The organism is Streptomyces sp. NPDC004752, assembly GCF_053601275.1.
This window is the reverse complement of the sequence record NZ_JBSGBN010000004.1, coordinates 30,499-46,426: the sequence shown is the minus strand read 5'-3', so window position 1 is coordinate 46,426 and position 15,928 is coordinate 30,499. Positions and strand designations below refer to the sequence as shown.

General features: G+C 70.8%; 16 protein-coding genes. 8 read left to right on the top strand and 8 right to left on the bottom strand.

Annotated features, from left to right (window positions below; all coding sequences use genetic code 11):
- Positions 1-192 precede the first annotated feature (192 nt).
- Positions 193-957, bottom strand: coding sequence for an alpha/beta hydrolase family protein (locus tag ACWEKM_RS02970; RefSeq protein ID WP_451619382.1), 765 nt, complete (start codon positions 955-957; stop codon positions 193-195).
- 113 nt (positions 958-1,070) lie between these two features.
- Here ACWEKM_RS02970 and ACWEKM_RS02965 point away from each other — a divergent pair, with 113 nt between their 5' ends.
- Both ACWEKM_RS02965 and ACWEKM_RS02960 read left to right on the top strand, forming a co-directional pair.
- Positions 1,071-2,267 (top strand): adenosine deaminase, encoded by a 1,197-nt coding sequence (locus ACWEKM_RS02965; RefSeq protein WP_451619381.1) that lies wholly within the window; start codon positions 1,071-1,073, stop codon positions 2,265-2,267.
- Positions 2,268-2,403: 136 nt separating this feature from the next.
- Positions 2,404-2,757, top strand: coding sequence for an ATP-binding protein (locus ACWEKM_RS02960; RefSeq protein WP_451619380.1), 354 nt, complete (start codon positions 2,404-2,406; stop codon positions 2,755-2,757).
- 131 nt (positions 2,758-2,888) lie between these two features.
- On the opposite strand, the gene ACWEKM_RS02955 is transcribed toward ACWEKM_RS02960, so the two are convergent.
- From ACWEKM_RS02955 to afsQ1, 5 genes are all read right to left on the bottom strand, one after another.
- A complete protein-coding gene (locus ACWEKM_RS02955) occupies positions 2,889-3,092 on the bottom strand; it encodes a PspC domain-containing protein (protein WP_451619379.1) in 204 nt (67 codons plus the stop codon).
- Between the two features lie 159 nt (positions 3,093-3,251).
- The gene (locus ACWEKM_RS02950) at positions 3,252-3,803 is read right to left on the bottom strand and encodes a VanZ family protein (RefSeq protein ID WP_451619378.1); all 552 of its coding nucleotides are present in this window, start codon (positions 3,801-3,803) and stop codon (positions 3,252-3,254) included.
- Positions 3,804-4,274: 471 nt separating this feature from the next.
- Positions 4,275-4,886, bottom strand: a complete 612-nt coding sequence (locus ACWEKM_RS02945; RefSeq protein ID WP_451619377.1) for a hypothetical protein — start codon at positions 4,884-4,886, stop codon at positions 4,275-4,277.
- On the bottom strand, positions 4,886-6,529 hold the full coding sequence (locus ACWEKM_RS02940; protein ID WP_451619376.1) for an ATP-binding protein: 1,644 nt from the start codon (positions 6,527-6,529) through the stop codon (positions 4,886-4,888). Before ACWEKM_RS02940 ends, ACWEKM_RS02945 begins: the two co-directional genes overlap by 1 nt.
- The gene (gene afsQ1, locus ACWEKM_RS02935; protein WP_451619375.1) at positions 6,526-7,203 is read right to left on the bottom strand and encodes a two-component system response regulator AfsQ1; all 678 of its coding nucleotides are present in this window, start codon (positions 7,201-7,203) and stop codon (positions 6,526-6,528) included. Before afsQ1 ends, ACWEKM_RS02940 begins: the two co-directional genes overlap by 4 nt.
- 226 nt (positions 7,204-7,429) lie before the next feature.
- On the opposite strand from afsQ1, the gene ACWEKM_RS02930 reads away from it, so the two are divergent.
- On the top strand, positions 7,430-8,188 hold the full coding sequence (locus tag ACWEKM_RS02930) for a SigE family RNA polymerase sigma factor (protein WP_451619374.1): 759 nt from the start codon (positions 7,430-7,432) through the stop codon (positions 8,186-8,188).
- A gap of 209 nt (positions 8,189-8,397) precedes the next feature.
- Here the strand turns inward: ACWEKM_RS02930 and ACWEKM_RS02925 are convergent, their stop codons facing one another.
- Positions 8,398-9,099: a uridine kinase family protein gene (locus ACWEKM_RS02925; protein WP_451619373.1), complete on the bottom strand. Its 702-nt coding sequence runs from the start codon at positions 9,097-9,099 to the stop codon at positions 8,398-8,400.
- A 128-nt stretch (positions 9,100-9,227) separates the two neighbouring features.
- Between ACWEKM_RS02925 and ACWEKM_RS02920 the strand changes: the two genes are divergently transcribed.
- Positions 9,228-9,629, top strand: coding sequence for a hypothetical protein (locus tag ACWEKM_RS02920; protein WP_451619372.1), 402 nt, complete (start codon positions 9,228-9,230; stop codon positions 9,627-9,629).
- Between the two features lie 398 nt (positions 9,630-10,027).
- Here the strand turns inward: ACWEKM_RS02920 and ACWEKM_RS02915 are convergent, their stop codons facing one another.
- Positions 10,028-11,557: a glycosyltransferase family 39 protein gene (locus ACWEKM_RS02915; RefSeq protein ID WP_451619371.1), complete on the bottom strand. Its 1,530-nt coding sequence runs from the start codon at positions 11,555-11,557 to the stop codon at positions 10,028-10,030.
- A gap of 128 nt (positions 11,558-11,685) precedes the next feature.
- Here ACWEKM_RS02915 and ACWEKM_RS02910 point away from each other — a divergent pair, with 128 nt between their 5' ends.
- From ACWEKM_RS02910 to ACWEKM_RS02895, 4 genes are all read left to right on the top strand, one after another.
- Positions 11,686-12,366 (top strand): response regulator transcription factor, encoded by a 681-nt coding sequence (locus tag ACWEKM_RS02910; protein ID WP_451619370.1) that lies wholly within the window; start codon positions 11,686-11,688, stop codon positions 12,364-12,366.
- Entirely contained in the window at positions 12,353-13,828 is a 1,476-nt protein-coding gene (locus ACWEKM_RS02905) for an ATP-binding protein (protein WP_451619369.1), read from the top strand. The genes ACWEKM_RS02910 and ACWEKM_RS02905 overlap by 14 nt, the downstream gene beginning before the upstream one ends.
- A gap of 146 nt (positions 13,829-13,974) precedes the next feature.
- Positions 13,975-14,115, top strand: coding sequence for a hypothetical protein (locus ACWEKM_RS02900; protein ID WP_451619368.1), 141 nt, complete (start codon positions 13,975-13,977; stop codon positions 14,113-14,115).
- 475 nt (positions 14,116-14,590) lie between these two features.
- On the top strand, positions 14,591-15,808 hold the full coding sequence (locus ACWEKM_RS02895) for a helix-turn-helix domain-containing protein (protein WP_451619367.1): 1,218 nt from the start codon (positions 14,591-14,593) through the stop codon (positions 15,806-15,808).
- The last annotated feature ends 120 nt before the right edge of the window (positions 15,809-15,928 follow it).

Here is a 15,928-nt window from a genome sequence, read left to right as displayed (position 1 = left end):
CCCGGCCACCGGCTCTGTTGCCCCGGGCGGATCTGGCAGCGGGTGAGCCACGTGGGGAAACCTGCGGGCCGGGCCCTGGGGCAGCGTCCGGGCGACGATCGCCCCGGGTGTCGGCCCCCGCGCGGTGCTCGACCGGGCCGGTCGGGGGTCGGTGTCCGCGGCTCGGCGTCGACCTTGCCGCGACGTGGGGTGTCAGCGGCGGCGCAGGGAGCGGCCGAAGCCCGTGGCGAGTGGCATGCGCAGGCCGATGGGCGGTGGTGCGGCCAGTGCGTCCTCCACGGGGCGGGAGAGCACGTGTCCGAACAGCGCCCCCATTGCGAAGTCCGCGGTGAGCGCCAGCACTTCGGCCCGGTGCTGGTGCAGCCCGTGCCCGTCGGAGTGCACCTCGAAGCGGCACACGTCCCGGTTCGCCTTCTTCGCCCGGCCGGCCAGCCGGAACGACAGCTCCGGGGCGGACCGCTCGTCGTTCGTGCCGTGCACGATCAGCACCCGCCGCCCCACCAGCTGCCGTACCGGCTCCGACGGCGCCCCCATGTCCTCCTCAGGCAGCCAAGGGGCGATGGCCACCAGGGAGTTGACCGCCTCGTGGCCGCCCGCGCGGAGCGCCGCCCGGCCGCCCATGCCGACCCCCACCAGGCACACCGGCACATCGCCGTAGCGGCGTACGACCTCGTCGACCGCCCAGGACGCGTCCCGCGCGAGATCCGCCTCGCTGCCGTTCCAGCCGCGGTAGCGGTAGTGGACGGCGTGTGTCGCCAGCCCCTCGCCGCGCCCGGCCCGGGCGAGCGTCCGGCCGAGCGCGCGGACGAACCCCGTCGCCCACGCGGGCGGCGGCCTGCGGGCGGAGACCTGCTCCCCGTCGGGCAGGATCAGCACCGCCCCGCTCACCGCCGTCGGCTCCTGGCCGACTGCCCTTCCCAGTCTGGCCGTTCGCACCGGTGTCACTTGCTGTGCCATGGCAGAACAGTGTCAGAAGCACCGGTGTACGCGACCCTTCCGTGCGGTCACCGTTACGTATCGACGGAATCCCGCAATGAGTGATCTACGCGCGTAGGAGTTAGAGTGCGGAAATGACGAGCCAGATTGCGCCAACCGGGAACCTCCCCACGTCGGACCAGATTCGCCGGGCCCCCAAGGTTCTGCTGCACGACCACCTCGACGGCGGCCTCCGCCCCGGCACCATCGTCGAACTCGCCCGGCAGGCCGTCCCCCACAGCAGTGAAGGCGTGGCGGGTGCCCTCGTCTCCCGGCTCCCCGAGACCGATCCCGACAAACTCGGCATCTGGTTCCGTGAGGCCGCCGACTCCGGCTCCCTGGAGCGGTATCTGGAGACCTTCTCGCACACCGTGGGCGTGATGCAGACCCGCGACGCGTTGATCCGGGTCGCCCGCGAGTGCGCCGAGGACCTCGCCGCCGACGGCGTCGTCTACGCCGAGGTGCGCTACGCCCCCGAGCAGCACCTGGAGGGCGGACTGAGCCTGGAGGAGGTCGTCGAGGCCGTCAACGAGGGCTTCCGGCAGGGCGAGGCGCTCGCCCGGGAGAGCGGCCGGCGCATCCGGGTCGGGGCCCTGCTCACCGCGATGCGGCATGCCGCCCGCGCCCTGGAGATCGCCGAACTCGCCAACCGCTACCGGGACCTGGGCGTCGTCGGCTTCGACATCGCCGGCGCCGAGGCCGGCTACCCGCCCACCCGGCACCTCGACGCGTTCGAGTACCTCAAGCGGGAGAACAACCACTTCACCATCCACGCCGGCGAGGCGTTCGGGCTGCCCTCCATCTGGCAGGCGCTCCAGTGGTGCGGCGCCGACCGGCTCGGGCACGGGGTGCGGATCATCGACGACATCCAGGTCCACGAGGACGGTTCGGTGAAGCTCGGACGGCTCGCCTCGTATGTGCGGGACAAGCGCATCCCGCTCGAACTGTGCCCCAGCTCCAACCTCCAGACCGGGGCCGCCGCCTCCTACGCCGAGCACCCGATCGGACTGCTGCGCCGGCTGTACTTCCGGGTCACGGTGAACACGGACAACCGGCTGATGTCGCACACCAGCATGAGCCGGGAATTCGAGCACCTCGTCGAGGCATTCGATTACACGCTCGACGACATGCAATGGTTCTCCGTCAACGCAATGAAATCGGCGTTCATTCCTTTCGATGAACGACTGGCCATGATCAATGACGTCATCAAGCCCGGATATGCGGAGTTGAAATCCGAATGGCTGTTCCGGCAGACCGCTCCCACCAGCGGTTCTGTCGCTCGGGAGGGCTGAATACACCCGGGTGCGGCGCATGTCATGCGGACGGGCTTCACAATCCGTCCGCATTTCGATGTTTGCGGTGGGTGGGTCGCGGTGTTTACGGTCTGGACCGATTATCCCCGTCATCGCATGCAAGGACGCATTCCCCATGAAGCAGTCTGCTGCCAAGACCCTCGGTGTCGCCGCCCTCGGTGCCGCCTTCGCCGCGGCCGGCGCGGGCGCCGCCTCCGCGGCCCCGGCCGTCCCGGACGCCACCCAGGCGCTCGACGGCATCACCCGGACGCTGCCGGCCGAGAACGTCGCCACGGCGCTGCCGGGTGCGGGTGCGGCGCTCACCCAGGGGCAGGCCGCCGTCGGTGCCGGGCTGGCCGCCGCCCAGCCCGCCGCCCAGAAGGTGCTCGCCCAGGGCCCGACCGCGCCGGTCGCCGGCCTGCTCGGCGGACTGCCGGTGCAGGGCCTGCCCACGCACGGCCTGCCGGTGAACGGGCTCCCGCTCGGCTGACTCGGACTCCTCGACTGAGCCGGACTCCTCGACGCGCCGTCGGGGCGCACCCCCCTCCTCCCGGGGGCGCCCCGACGGCGTTCTCCTGTACGGACCCGTCTACGGCCCCGCCTACGGACCAGCCCGGGCGGCTACCAGGCCGCCGACCGGGACTTCCCCTCCGCGGGCAGCAGGAACCACAGGGCGAGGTAGAGCAGGAACTGCGGGCCCGGCAGCAGGCAGGAGACCAGGAAGATCACCCGCATCGTCGTCGCGGAGGTGTCGAAGCGCCGTGCCAGCGCTGCGCACACTCCGCCGATCATGCGGCCGTGGGTGGGGCGGGCGAGGGCGGTCATGTCGCCACTCCTTCTTGAATGCTCGGTTGCTTGATTGCTCGGTCGCTCGGCCGGCGCGTGGGGAAGGGCGCTCTCGCACGGCCCCCGCCGCCCGCCGGTGTGGGCTCGGCTGCCCATCTGTCCGCAACGTTACGGAGCGGTGGGCGGCGGGGCGTCGCTCTACGGTGCGACGCCGACCCTGGGAATCGTCGGGGTCCGGCCCTGAGCCGTCTCGTCCTGGCGCAGGGGCGTACGCCGTACGCGCTCGCCCCTGCGGCGGAGCCAGGAACGGCCCGCCGGGACCACGGCGAGATGCGCCAGCGCCACGCCCACGGTGTTCAGCAGCAGCGAGTCCACGTCCACGACCCGGCCCGGCACCCCGGTCTGCACCAGGGCGATGCCCAGCGAGAGCAGGGTGCCCGCCGCCGTCGTACGGATCAGGGAGGCGAGCGGGGAGACGGCGAGCCGGCCGTGCGCCATCGGCAGCAGTACGCCCAGCGGCGCGAGCAGGGCGAGCCCCTCGCCGATCCGCCGGGCCGCCTCCGGCCAGCCCAGCGCCAGATCGGCCCGGATACCGGCGAGCGGACGCAGGTTGGCGGGCATCACCCAGGGGACGTTCAAGGGGCGCAGCATCAGCCAGGCGACGAGCGCGAGATGCGCGATGAGGAGGACACTCCCGGTCACCCGGATGCGGATTGCGGCGCTGCCGCCGATGGAGCCTTGACGCTGCACGCCCCCCTAGACGCGCCCTCGCGCACAATCGGTTCCGGATCGGCCCCGCGCGGGCGGGTGAGGCGTGCGACACATTTCCGCGACCTGCGACCTGCGACCTGCGAGCTGCGATCTCTGGCCTGTGGTCCGTGACCTGCGACTCGTGACCTTCGGTCCGCGACCCGCTCCCCACGACCGCCTCTGGCCCTCGGCCTGCGACCTCCGGCCTGCGAGCCGCGACTTCTGGCCCGCTACCTTCGGCTTGCGATCTGCGATCTGCGATCTGCGATCTGCGGCCTCCGGGCCCGCGGTCCGTAGTGCGCGGCCCGCGGCCCGCCCGGGGCCGGGCGTACCACCCGCCCGCCGCCGCGGCCCGGTCAGCCGTCCGTCACGGCCGTCCGTCACGGCCGTCCGTCACGGCCGTCCGTCACGGCCGTCCGTCACGGCCGTCCGTCACGGCCGTCCGTCACGGCCGTCCGTCACGGCGGTCCGTCAGCCGTCCGTCACCGCGCTGGACGGGGGCCGGGTGGTGCCCGGCCGGGAACGGACGTCGTCGCTGCACTCGTACCGGCGCGGCGGCTCGCCGTCCGGCCCGCCCAGCACCACCGAGCCGTCGCCCTCGGCCGCCGTCGAGTCGGAGAACGTGCAGACGATCTGGGCGAGCGCGTACGAGGTGAGCTGCTCCGGGGCCGTGCTCAGCCGCAGCGTGTCCTCCGGGTCCTTGGGCCGCGGCCCGCTCACGCTCATACCGCCGCGGACGTAGGTCGTATAACCCGCGTTCCGCTCGCTGTCGGACGGCGTCCGGGCGAGCTGGTCCAGCAGCCCCTGCGCCACGAGCACCCGCCGCCGCGCGTCCGCCGTGCCGTCCGGGACGCGCACCGTCCGGTCCACGGTCACCAGCGACGCACCACACAGCAGGAACACCTGCACGGGTACGCCCTGCGCCGTCTGCGTCGACAGGTCCGGCCCGGCCGCCGACGACAGCGAACACGGCACCCGCGACGGCGCCGCGCCGAAGTCCGTCGGCACCTGAGTGGTCCGGATGCCGCAGCCGGCGAGCAGCACGGCGAGCACGGGGACGGCCAGCAGTCGCCGTACGGTCATCACGCCTCCCCCTTGCCGTCGCCCCGGCCGCCGCTGCCGCTGTGGTCGCCGCCGCTGCCGTCGCTGTGGTCGCCATCGTCGTCGGCGGCCGGGCCGGTCTCGTCGGTCGGTTCCGTCAGCTTGGCCGCGTCCCGGGGCAGCCGCAGCGTGAACACCGCGCCGCCCTCGGGCGAGTTGGCGGCGGTGATCTCACCGCCGTGGATATGGGCGTTCTCCATGGCGATGGAGAGGCCGAGGCCGCTGCCCTCGGAGCGCGGACGGGAGGCACTGGCCTTGTAGAAGCGGTCGAAGACATGCGGCAGGACATCCTCGGGGATGCCGGGCCCGTGGTCACGGACGGCGATGACGATCTCGGAGCCCTCGTCACCGGCCACCCGCACCGAGACCCGCACCGGCGAGCCGCCGTGCTTGAGCGCGTTGCCGATCAGATTGGCGAGGATGACGTCGAGGCGGCGCGGGTCCAGACGGGCGTGGATGCCGCGCTCGGCGTCCAGCTCCACCGCGTCCAGCCAGGCGCGGGCGTCGATACAGGCGGTGATCTGGTCGGCGAGGTCCACGTCGTCCAGGACCAGCCGGGCCGTGCCCGCGTCGAAGCGGGTGACCTCCATCAGGTTCTCGACCAGGTCGTTCAGCCGCCGTGTCTCGCTGACCACCAGCCGCACCGCGGGCTCGATCATCGGGTCCATGCTCCCGGCCGCCGAGTCCAGCTCCTCCTCCAGCACCTCCGTCACGGCGGTGATGGCGGTCAGCGGCGTACGCAGCTCGTGGCTCATGTCCGCGACGAAGCGCCGGGACGCCTCGTCCCGGGCGGCCATGTCGGCGACCCGTTTCTCCAGTGCCTCGGCCGCCTTGTTGAACGTCCGGGAGAGATCGGCGAGTTCATCGGTGCCGGACACCCGCAGCCGGGTGTCCAGCCTGCCCTCGCCGAGCCGCCGGGCGGCCACGCCCAGCCGGTGCACCGGCTTCAGCACGGTCGTCGCGGCGGCCTGCGCGAGCAGCGCCGAGCCGATCAGCGCGAGGCCCGTGGCGATACCCAGCGACCAGGCCAGGGAGTTGAGGTCCTTCGCCTCGGGCTCCAGCGACTTGAGCATGTAACCGGTCGGGCCGCCGCCGATCACCTTCGTACCGGCCACCAGATACGGGGTGCCGTGCTCGGTGACCCGCTGCCAGTACAGGTGGTACGGGGACTTGTTGCCGCCGCTCAGCGGCTGCTGCTTGTCCACGGCGGCCCGCAGCGACGGGGGCACATCCTCCAGCGCGAACCCGCTCAGCCCGCCCGAGTTGCCGTACACCGTCCGGCCGTTCGCGTCCTGGCCGACCAGCAGCACGCTGAAGCGCTGGCTGCCACCCGCCATCTGGCCCGCCGTGCGCTGGAGTTCGTCCTGGGTGGGGTGCACGGGCAGCGCGCTCGCGCGGTTCTGCATCTCCTGCTTGAAGTCCCGCAGCGCCGCGTCCTGGGCCCGGGTGAGCACGGCCTCCCGGTTGAGCCAGTAGGCGATGCCCGAGACGGACACCGCGGCCGTCAGCGCGACCAGCCCGAAGACCACCACCAGCCGCAGCCGCAGACTGGTCAGGCGCAACCGTGACAGGACTCCCTTGCGGCCCGCGGTCCAGCCGCGGAACCCCCCTTGCGTCTGGGTCACTGAGGAGCGTCCAGGCGGTAGCCGACACCACGGACGGTACGGATCAGCGTCGGGGAGGACGGCACGTCCTCGACCTTGGCGCGCAGCCGCTGGACGCACGCGTCCACCAGCCGCGAGTCACCGAGGTAGTCGTGCTCCCACACCAGCCGCAGCAGCTGCTGCCGGGACAGCGCCTGGCCGGGCCGCCGGCTCAGCTCCAGCAGCAGCCGCAGCTCGGTCGGGGTGAGCTGGAGGTCCTCGCCGTTCTTGGTCACGGTCATCGCCGAGCGGTCGATGACGAGGCTCCCGAACATCGCCGAGTCACTGGACTCCCGCTCCCCGCGCCGCAGCACGGCCCGGATCCGGGCGTCCAGCACCCGCCCCTGCACCGGTTTGACGACATAGTCGTCGGCGCCCGACTCCAGCCCGACCACCACGTCGATGTCGTCGCTGCGTGCGGTCAGCAGGATGATCGGCAACTGGTCCGTGCGCCGGATGCGTCGGCACACCTCGAACCCGTCGATGCCGGGCAGCATCACGTCCAGCACGATCAGGTCCGGCCGCTGCTCACGCAGCAGTTTCAGACCGTCCTCGCCGGTGGCAGCGGTGGCCACCCGATGCCCCTGGCGCGTCAGTGAGAGCTCCAGGGCCGTACGGATGGCGTCGTCGTCCTCGATCAGCAACAGGGAAGGCACGAGGCTCATTCTGGCCCATGGAGGGGGTCTCGTACGACCTGTGGGGCCCGCGGGCGCCCGAAACCGGGGTACCACCACCCCCTGTGCACGCTCCGTGATGCAACCGTGCCGGGCCCCTGTGACAGCTCTGTGACAGTCGGCGGACACGGCCATGAAGTCCCCTCGGCAAGATTTTCGGCACGGGGGAAGCAGACCGAACACCGAAGTCCACGACAGGGGGCGCGAGATGAACACGCTGCACGGCATGAGCACCAGCGCAGTCCTCACGCGCCTGCACGATGTGGGCCGGGGTTCCGAGAAGTCCGGTGCCGTGAGCGGGCGGGGGTGCGCTCGCGGCACCGGGCGTCAGCACACCGCGTACATGTCGGTGGTTGACGCTCGTACGGGGGGAAGCACGACGGGGGTCACGGGGGCCCACGGGGGAGCCGCGTACAGGGAGGACTCGGGGGAGCGCCGTTCGCTGACGGAAGCGGAGTTCACCGCCTACGTCCAGGAGCGCCGCGCCTCCCTGTACGCAACCGCCTATCACCTGACCGGTGACCGCTTCGAGGCCGAGGACCTGCTGCAGAGCGCGCTGTTCTCGACGTACCGGGCGTGGGACCGGATCAGCGACAAGGCGGCGGTCGGCGGATACCTCCGCCGCACCATGACCAATCTGCACATCAGCGCCTGGCGGCGCCGCAAGCTCAACGAGTACCCGACCGAGGAACTGCCGGAGACGCCCGGCGACACGGACGCGATGCGCGGCACCGAGCTGCGCGCGGTCCTGTGGCAGGCGCTGGCCCGGCTGCCCGAACTCCAGCGCACCATGCTGGTCCTGCGCTACTACGAGGGCCGCACGGACCCGGAGATCGCGGACATCCTCGGTATCAGTGTCGGCACGGTCAAGTCCAGCATCTGGCGGTCGCTGCGCCGGTTGCGTGAGGACGAGGTCCTCGGCCTCGGCCGTGACGAGGAGAGCGCCTTCGGCGAACTGGTCGCCTGAAGGCCGGGGGGAACGGGAAACACGGGGGCGTGAGACCGGGGGGACTCACGGGAGCACGGGGAACACAGGGGGATATGGGGATACGGGGGATACCAGGGGAGGGGGGAACGGCGGGACTGGAGGGCCGGGGGGTCCGTCCAGTCCTGCTTCTCCTGTTTCTCCCGCTTTTCTCGTTTCTCTGGTGTGCGGCTTTCTCCCGTGCGCGGCGACTACGCCGGTGCCTGGGTCGGCGCCTGTGTCGGCGCCTGGGGTGCGTGATCCTGTGTCGGTGTGCCGGGCCGGGCCCGGCGCCGCGTTGCCGCCGCGGCGGCCATCCTGCCCAGCGCCTCGTCCCGGTCGCAGGCGTACGCGCCCAGTGACACCTGGCGGGCGACGATCGACCGCTCCGCGCGCATCAGCCGGACCCCGCGGCGCAGCAGGAACGGCACCGCCTTGCGGCCCTCCCGGAGATCCCGCAGAAAGCGGCGCCGGAAGGTGGTGAGCGGACCGCGGCTCAGGCACAACGCGTCGGCCAGCAGCCCGAGTTCACGGCAGCGCGCCACGATCTCCGCCGCGAAGACGCCCTCTGCCACGAACAGCGGGGCGCGCCCGAGGTGCAGCGCCTCCTCGCCGGTGCGGGCGCTCTGCGCGATGTCGTACACCGGCACGGTGGTCGACCCCGTGGCGCACAGCCGGGCGATGGCGGCGACGGCGACCTCCGCGTCCCAGGACCGCGGATGGTCCCAGTCGATGTCCGCACCCCCCGCCACACCCCCCGCCACCAGCGGCAGCGTCGGGTCGTCGCCCTCCTTGTAGAAGTCGTCGAGACGCAGCACGGGCAGCCCGGAACGGGCGGCGACGAGTGACTTGCCCGAGCCCGAGGGGCCGCACAGCAGCACCACCTGGGCGGGGGACGGGGGATGAATGCTCACGGAACACCAGTTTGACGCATGACGCGGCCATTGCCGAGCCCCGCGGGTCGGCTTTGGAGCGCACGCCACCTCTCAACTACCCTTCGTGCCGACATGATTACCCTGCGCACCAGAAGGTGGCACTCACGATGGCCCGACACAGCTCCCGGCAGCACCCCACCGCACAGCGCGCGCTGATCGCCCTCGCGACCGCCTCGGCGGCCCTGGGCGCGGGCGCGGCGACGGCGTCCGCGGCCACCCAGCCGGCCCTGGACGTGCCGCTCCGGCCGTCCTCGCTCGGCAGCCTCGCCCCGCAGGCGGGACTGACGGCCCTCACCGACTCGGTCCGCTACGCCACCGGACCGATCGCCGGACTCAAGCCCAACCCGCTCGCGGGCACGGGCGCCGACCCCCTCGACAACGGCATCGGCACCCAGATCGCCGACTTCAAGCCGCTGACCTCGAAGGCGCTGACGGGGCCGGTGGCGCAGGCGCAGTCGATCGGGTCGCTGCCGGTGGTGGGGCAACTCCTCGGAGCGCTGGGCCGCTGAGGCCCGAAGGGGCGCGGGGTCCGTCGGGCGGATGCCGAGCGTGAGCGCCGCCTCTCGGGTAGGGAAGGTGCCCGACGGAGAGCGCGGCATCACAGCGTGACCGTCCATGTTCCACGCCGGATCGGCGAGGAACATGGGCAGCCCGTAAGCCAGACGGCCCGCCCCCGAATACCGCGGCTCTGCAATGAGCATCCTGTGACTGTCAGTTGCCGCGGCATCCCCGGCTCGAGACGCAACCTCCTCGCTGGATGCCGGCGGCGGCCGGCTGGCCCATCCTGCGCGGCGGAGCACAGCCGCAGCCTCCCACGGCAGCAGCGACCGGCAAGTCAAGGTCCGTGGCTTCCGGGTCGAGACAGCGTGACCACGACTGGTGCCGGCCAGGCCGGCACCAGTCGTGGTCACCTCGTCACCCCGCCGCTCGCTCCCGGGCCGTCGGATCCAGGACCGGCCTTCGGAGACGGGGTGTGGTCCCGGACATAGACGGTGACTCGCGCCCCGTTGACATGGGTTGTTCCGTACTCACGGAAGTAGCGTCGCAGGGTGCTTGTTTTCGCTTCCTCCTGCGGGTTGGTCGGCGAGTTCACACCCACCGCGCGGACCGCGACGATCCGGTGGAATTCCAGCATGCGTGCCGCTATGTCCCGGGCGGGAAGCTCGACACCTGCAAGTGTGTTCGATGAAACGGGATCCTGTGCCAGGGCGAGATCTGTCAGAGAACGGGTGTCCTCGGGGTTGGCCGCGGTCAAGATCCGGTGCTGGCCCGCGAGATAGAGCAGCCCGTCGCCCGGACGGCCTTCCTTGCGTACGGCGGCGCCGATGGCGGTGGCGTCATTGCTCCGGCTCTGGGGCGTCCTCAGCGAAAGGCTCGGCTGGACGAGCGCGGCCAGTACGGCGACCGCCGCGATCCACGCGTTGCGGGAAGACCGCTGCCCCCGGTGGAAGTAGTCCATCCAGGCGCCCAGCAGCAAGGCGATTCCGATATTGCTGAAGAGCACATACCGGTCGACGAAAAGGGGTTTGACCAGTGAGGTGATCAGCAGCAGAAGGCCCGGAAGCACAAGGATCGGCACAGCCAGCGCGGAAAGCCGCACGGGCCCCCGCACTGCCAGGGGCGCTCGGGCACACGCCACGCCCACGACCGCCACAACCAGGAAATAACGAAGCCGCACCGGTCCGCCGATCCAGGACACCTGCTCCGACTGCCCCGCACTGCACATCGCCAGCGGCAACAGCCCGCCCGTCACGCCCGCGGCAGCCACACTCCACGCCTTCAACACCGGTCGTGGAACACGGGAGACGACCAGCGTGACGCCGTGTGCAACCAGGGCGAGGACCGCGAACTCATGCAGCAGACAGGCCAACAGCATGGCGGAGGCGTAGACCGCCCACCGCCACCGGGTGCGATGCGGGACGCTGACCACGAGCACATAGGTGGCCCAGGTGACCAGGGCACAGACCATGGCATACGAGCGGCCTTCCTGTGCGTACTTCTGCACCTGGGGAAGGAGCGGAAACACCAGCCCGGCCAGCAGCCCGACACGGGGCCCCGCCAGGCATAGCCCCAGAAGCCCGACTCCGCTCGCCGCCACGGACATCGCCAGCACAGACGGCAGCCGCAACGTCAGCAGCCCTCCGCCGAAGAGACCGAAGATCTCATGCATCACGGCGTAGTAGAGGGCATGGACCAGATCAACATGCTGGGCGGTGTGCCATATCTGCGAAAGATCGCGGTGCGCGAGCTGATAGGTGACGGACTCGTCCCCCCACATGGTGTTCTGCCTGCGGATACCCCAGAGCCCCAGAGCGATGGTCAGCGACAAGGGTGCGATGACGACAACGGCTCTGGCCGGGCCCGGTGATGGTCGACGGGCGGGTACGGGAGGGGAAACCGTCCTGGCCACGGCGGGGGCACGTTCAGCAACGGACATCGGCGACAGGGCCTTTCAGCAGTGGCGAAGAAACTCCGTCAGCGTGCCGGGACCTCGTTGACCGGATGCTGACCCGACCTGACCGGCCGATCAGGAAGGCGGGCCGGTGCTGTGCGAGGCTGCACCGCATGCGCATCCTGGTGGTCGAAGACGAGGTGGACCTTGCTCACACCCTGCACACCGGTCTGACCGCCGAGGGCTACAGCGTCGACCTCGCCCATGACGGCCGGCAGGGACTGTGGATGGCCCGGACCGGCGAATACGCCCTTGTCGTACTGGACTTGATGCTGCCCGGACTCAACGGCTACAAGATCTGCGCCCAGCTGCGCCGGGAGGGCAACGCGACCCCCATCCTGGTACTCACCGCCAAGGACGGGGACTGGGATCAGGCAGAGGCCCTGGACACGGGGGCCGACGACTACCTGGCCAAACCCTTCTCCTACATGGTGCTCGTCGCACGGCTGAGGGCCCTGGCCAGACGAGCCGCCGCGGTCGCCCCGCCCGTCCTTGCGGTGGGCGACCTCTCGTTGGATGTCGCCGGCCGGGTCTGCCGCCGGGCCGGGGCCCGGGTGGAACTCACGCCCCGGGAGTTCGCCGTGCTGGAGCTGCTGGCCCGCCGGGCGGGCCAGGCGGTCTCCAAAGCGGATCTGCTGTATCACGCGTGGCCCGACGAGGCATGGGACCCCAACCTGGTGGAGGCGCGCGTCAGCGCCCTCCGCAAGAAGGTGGACGCCGCGTTTGACCGGCAGTCCCTGCAGACCGTACGGGGTACCGGCTACCGGCTGGTGGACGACCGTGAACGCGACTGAGCCGCGACGCCGCTGGTGGCCGCGTTCGGTACGAGCCCGCGCGGCCCTGGCCGCCGCCTCGGCCGCCGCCGTCATCCTGGTCGGTATCGGCTGGTGGGTACACCGCGACGTCTACCGCCAGAGCACGCAGATCGCCGCAGAACAAGCCCAGGAACAGCTCTGGGCTCTCGTCGATCAGCTGAACGAGGGTGTGGTTCCCGTTCGCAGAAGCGCCGTGCCGTACGAGGTCGTCGCGAGCGGCCGGCGCTCCGCTGTCGCCTACGGCGGAGGCATGGAGGACTTTGATCCCGGCACCCGCCATGTGCTGCCCGCCCCATCGGAGGCCAAGGAGTCCGCGCTCTTGACGACCCTTCCCCTCCGCATACCGGTGCGCCGCGACGACAACCCCGGGGACAGATTCGATATGGCCGGCGGGACCTACATGGTCATGTCCGCCGATATCAGCGCCGATGAACTGAGCAGCGACAAAGTCGCCGCTCTGGGCGTCGCCGCCGACGCCAAGCTGCGGGTCTATGTGGTGGTGCTCCCGCACACGGCCGAGGCAATCACCAAGACCACCGACCGTCTGCTGCTGCGGGCGGGGCTCGTCAGCCTCGTACTGATCGCCGCCGTCGCCTACTTCGCCGTCCGCATCGCGCTGCGGCCGGTCGAAGCCATCCGCGTCCTCACCGCCTCGGTCACCGCGAACGACCCCCGCGAACGCGTCACCGTCCCCGCCACGGGACACGAGATCACTGCCCTGGCCACCACCATCAACACCACCCTCCAACGCCTCGACAACGCCGCCGCCCAGCAGCGCCGCTTCGTCGCGGACGCCGCCCACGAACTGCGCAGCCCCCTCACCACACTGCTGGCCAGCCTGGAAGTCGCACTCGCCTACCCGGAACGCACCGACTGGCCCGCCGCGGCCACCACCGCCGCACGACAGACCCGCCGCCTCCAGGCCCTCGCCGAAGACCTGCTGCTCCTAGCCCGCCTCGACACCCGCACCCCCACAGCCGGCCCCGAAATTGTCGACCTGACAGCCCTCGCCTCCCGGCTGACCGAGCAATACCCCCTCACCGAACGGCCGTTGACCCTCACCTGCGACAGCACCGCCCCCGCACACGTACACGGAAACCCCGACGAGTACGAACGGCTGCTGCGCAACCTCGTCGACAACGCCGCCCGCCACGCCGCACACCGCATCCAGATCACCGTCCGGAACCAGGACGACTGGGTCGTCCTCACGGTGCACGACGACGGACCGGGCGTGCCCACCGAGGACGCCGAGCGCATCTTCGAACGCTTCGTCCGGCTCGACGACGCCCGCTCCCGTGACCACGGCGGCACCGGCCTGGGCCTCGCCATCGCCCGCGACCTGGCCCACCGCCACCGAGGCACCCTCACCCTCACCCCCCGGACCCTCGGAGCATGCTTCCGGCTACGTCTTCCTCAAGCCCCCACCCCGGCCGAGAAATGACGCGCTTCACCGCGGCAGCCCTTCGGAACCGGAAGACCACCAGATGACACCGCTGCCGTCCGACAGGTCATCGCGTACGCGTTTACTGCCACCCATCTGGACCGGCTGAGCGCCAAGCATCACCCTGACATCCCGCCTCTGGCCGCGTGCTGGCCAAGGCCGGGTTCACCCGCACCACCGACTTCCAGGGCCGGGCGGATGCCGATCCAGTGGCCTACCCGGTCCCTGAGATCCAGCGCGCCCCCGCGCCCGGACTCGTCGGCGGTGATCCCGCCGACGGTGACTGACGGCCCTCACCGACTCGGTCCGCTACGCCACCGGACCGATCGCCGGACTCAAGCCCAGCCCGCTCGCGGGCACCGGCGCCGACCCCCTCGACAACGGCATCGGCACCCAGATCGCCGACTTCAAGCCGCTGACCTCGAAGGCGCTGACGGGGCCGGTGGCGCAGGCGCAGTCCCTGGGCAGCCTGCCCGTGGCCGGGCAACTCCTCGGACCGCTGGGCCGCTGAGGCCCGAAGGGGTACGGGGTCCGTCGGGCGGATGCCGAGCGTGAGCGCCGCCTCGTAGGGAGCGTGCCCGACGGAGAGCGCGGCATTACAGGGGTGACCGTCCATGCTCCGCGCCGGATCGGCGAGGAACATGGGCAGCCCGTAAGCCAGACGGCCCGCCTCCGAATACCGCGGAAGCGGGCCGCACCCGTACCCCAGGCCCAAGCCTGCGGAGTACCGTTTCGAGTGGTGAAGCCGAAACGGAGTCCAATGTGCCCAATCATGCCGAAGAGAGCATCGGGGCGAGGATCGCCTCTTACAGGAACCTCGCCGGCTACACCCAGCGTGAGTTCGCCGAGCACTCCCACCTCTCTCTAGGGAACATCCGCAAAGTCGAGCGGGGCGAGCGCCTACCCACTCACGGTTTTCTCGCTACCGCAGCCCGAACACTCGCTGTGAGCGTCGAAGAGCTGACAGGCCAGCCCTACCGCGGGCAGCAACGATCGGACGAGAAGGTACACGCCCCCATCGCCGCCATACGGACCGTGGTGCGTGCATTCGATCTTCCTCCGGAGTGGCGAACCACACCGCGCCCTCTGGGAGAGATTGCCGGTGACCTTGATGAGGCGACCCGGCATCGTGCTGCGGCCCGGTACACCCGTCTCGGCCTGGCACTGCCCGAACTGCTTGAAGAACTGACGGCCGCGGTGCATCTGCTGGAAGGCGCTAGGAAGCGTCAGGCTGCGAAGATGTTGGCTTCCGTTTACTACATGGCGCACTGCCTCGCCTACCGGCTCGGATATGCAGACCTTGCGGGTCAGCTGGATGACCGGCAGCGCTGGGCAGCGGACCTCGCTGGCGACCCGTTGACGGTTGCGCTTGCTCAGTGGTCGCGTGCCGGAGGCTTCCAAGCTGCCCGTGAGTACGGCGCCGGGCTCCGGCTGCTGGCCCACGCTCGCGACCAACTCACCGAAGTGGCGGGTGCATCCTCGTCGTCGGTGGTGACGCTGCTGGGCAGCTTGCGCCTGCGTGAGGCCACGCTCGCTTCGCGCGCCCGAGACGAGCAGGCAACCGAACACCACCTCACCGAGGCTTCCCGGCTCGCCGAGCAGATCCCCGACCAAACAGACCGGGTGCACTACCACCTCACCTTTGGCCCGGCGAACGTCGCCGTACACGACATCGCTGCGCAGGTGGAACTCAAGAACGTCGATGAGGCTGCAAAGAGAGCAGTCGCTCTGCGCCTGCCCCCGTCGCTACCGCGCACCCGGCGCGGACATCACCACATCGACGCCGCCCGCGCCTTCCTTGCCGTCGGTGATCGGGACAAGGCACTGACAGCGTTGCAGGATGCCCGTCAAGTGGCGCCTCAACAGACCCAATATCACCCCATGGCCCGCGAGGCGGTACGACTCCTCGCCCTGCAGTACCGCCGTGTTGGCCAGGACGTACGAACGCTCGCCACCTGGATGGGCCAAGCCGTGGCCTGACGTGGTGGCGAGCCGTTGTCAAGCTGATTGGCAGTCAGGAAGTACCCCGGCATGGGGTACTTCCTTCTTTTGCAGTGAGCATCCTGTGACTGTCAGTTGCCGCAGCACTCCCGGCTCGCG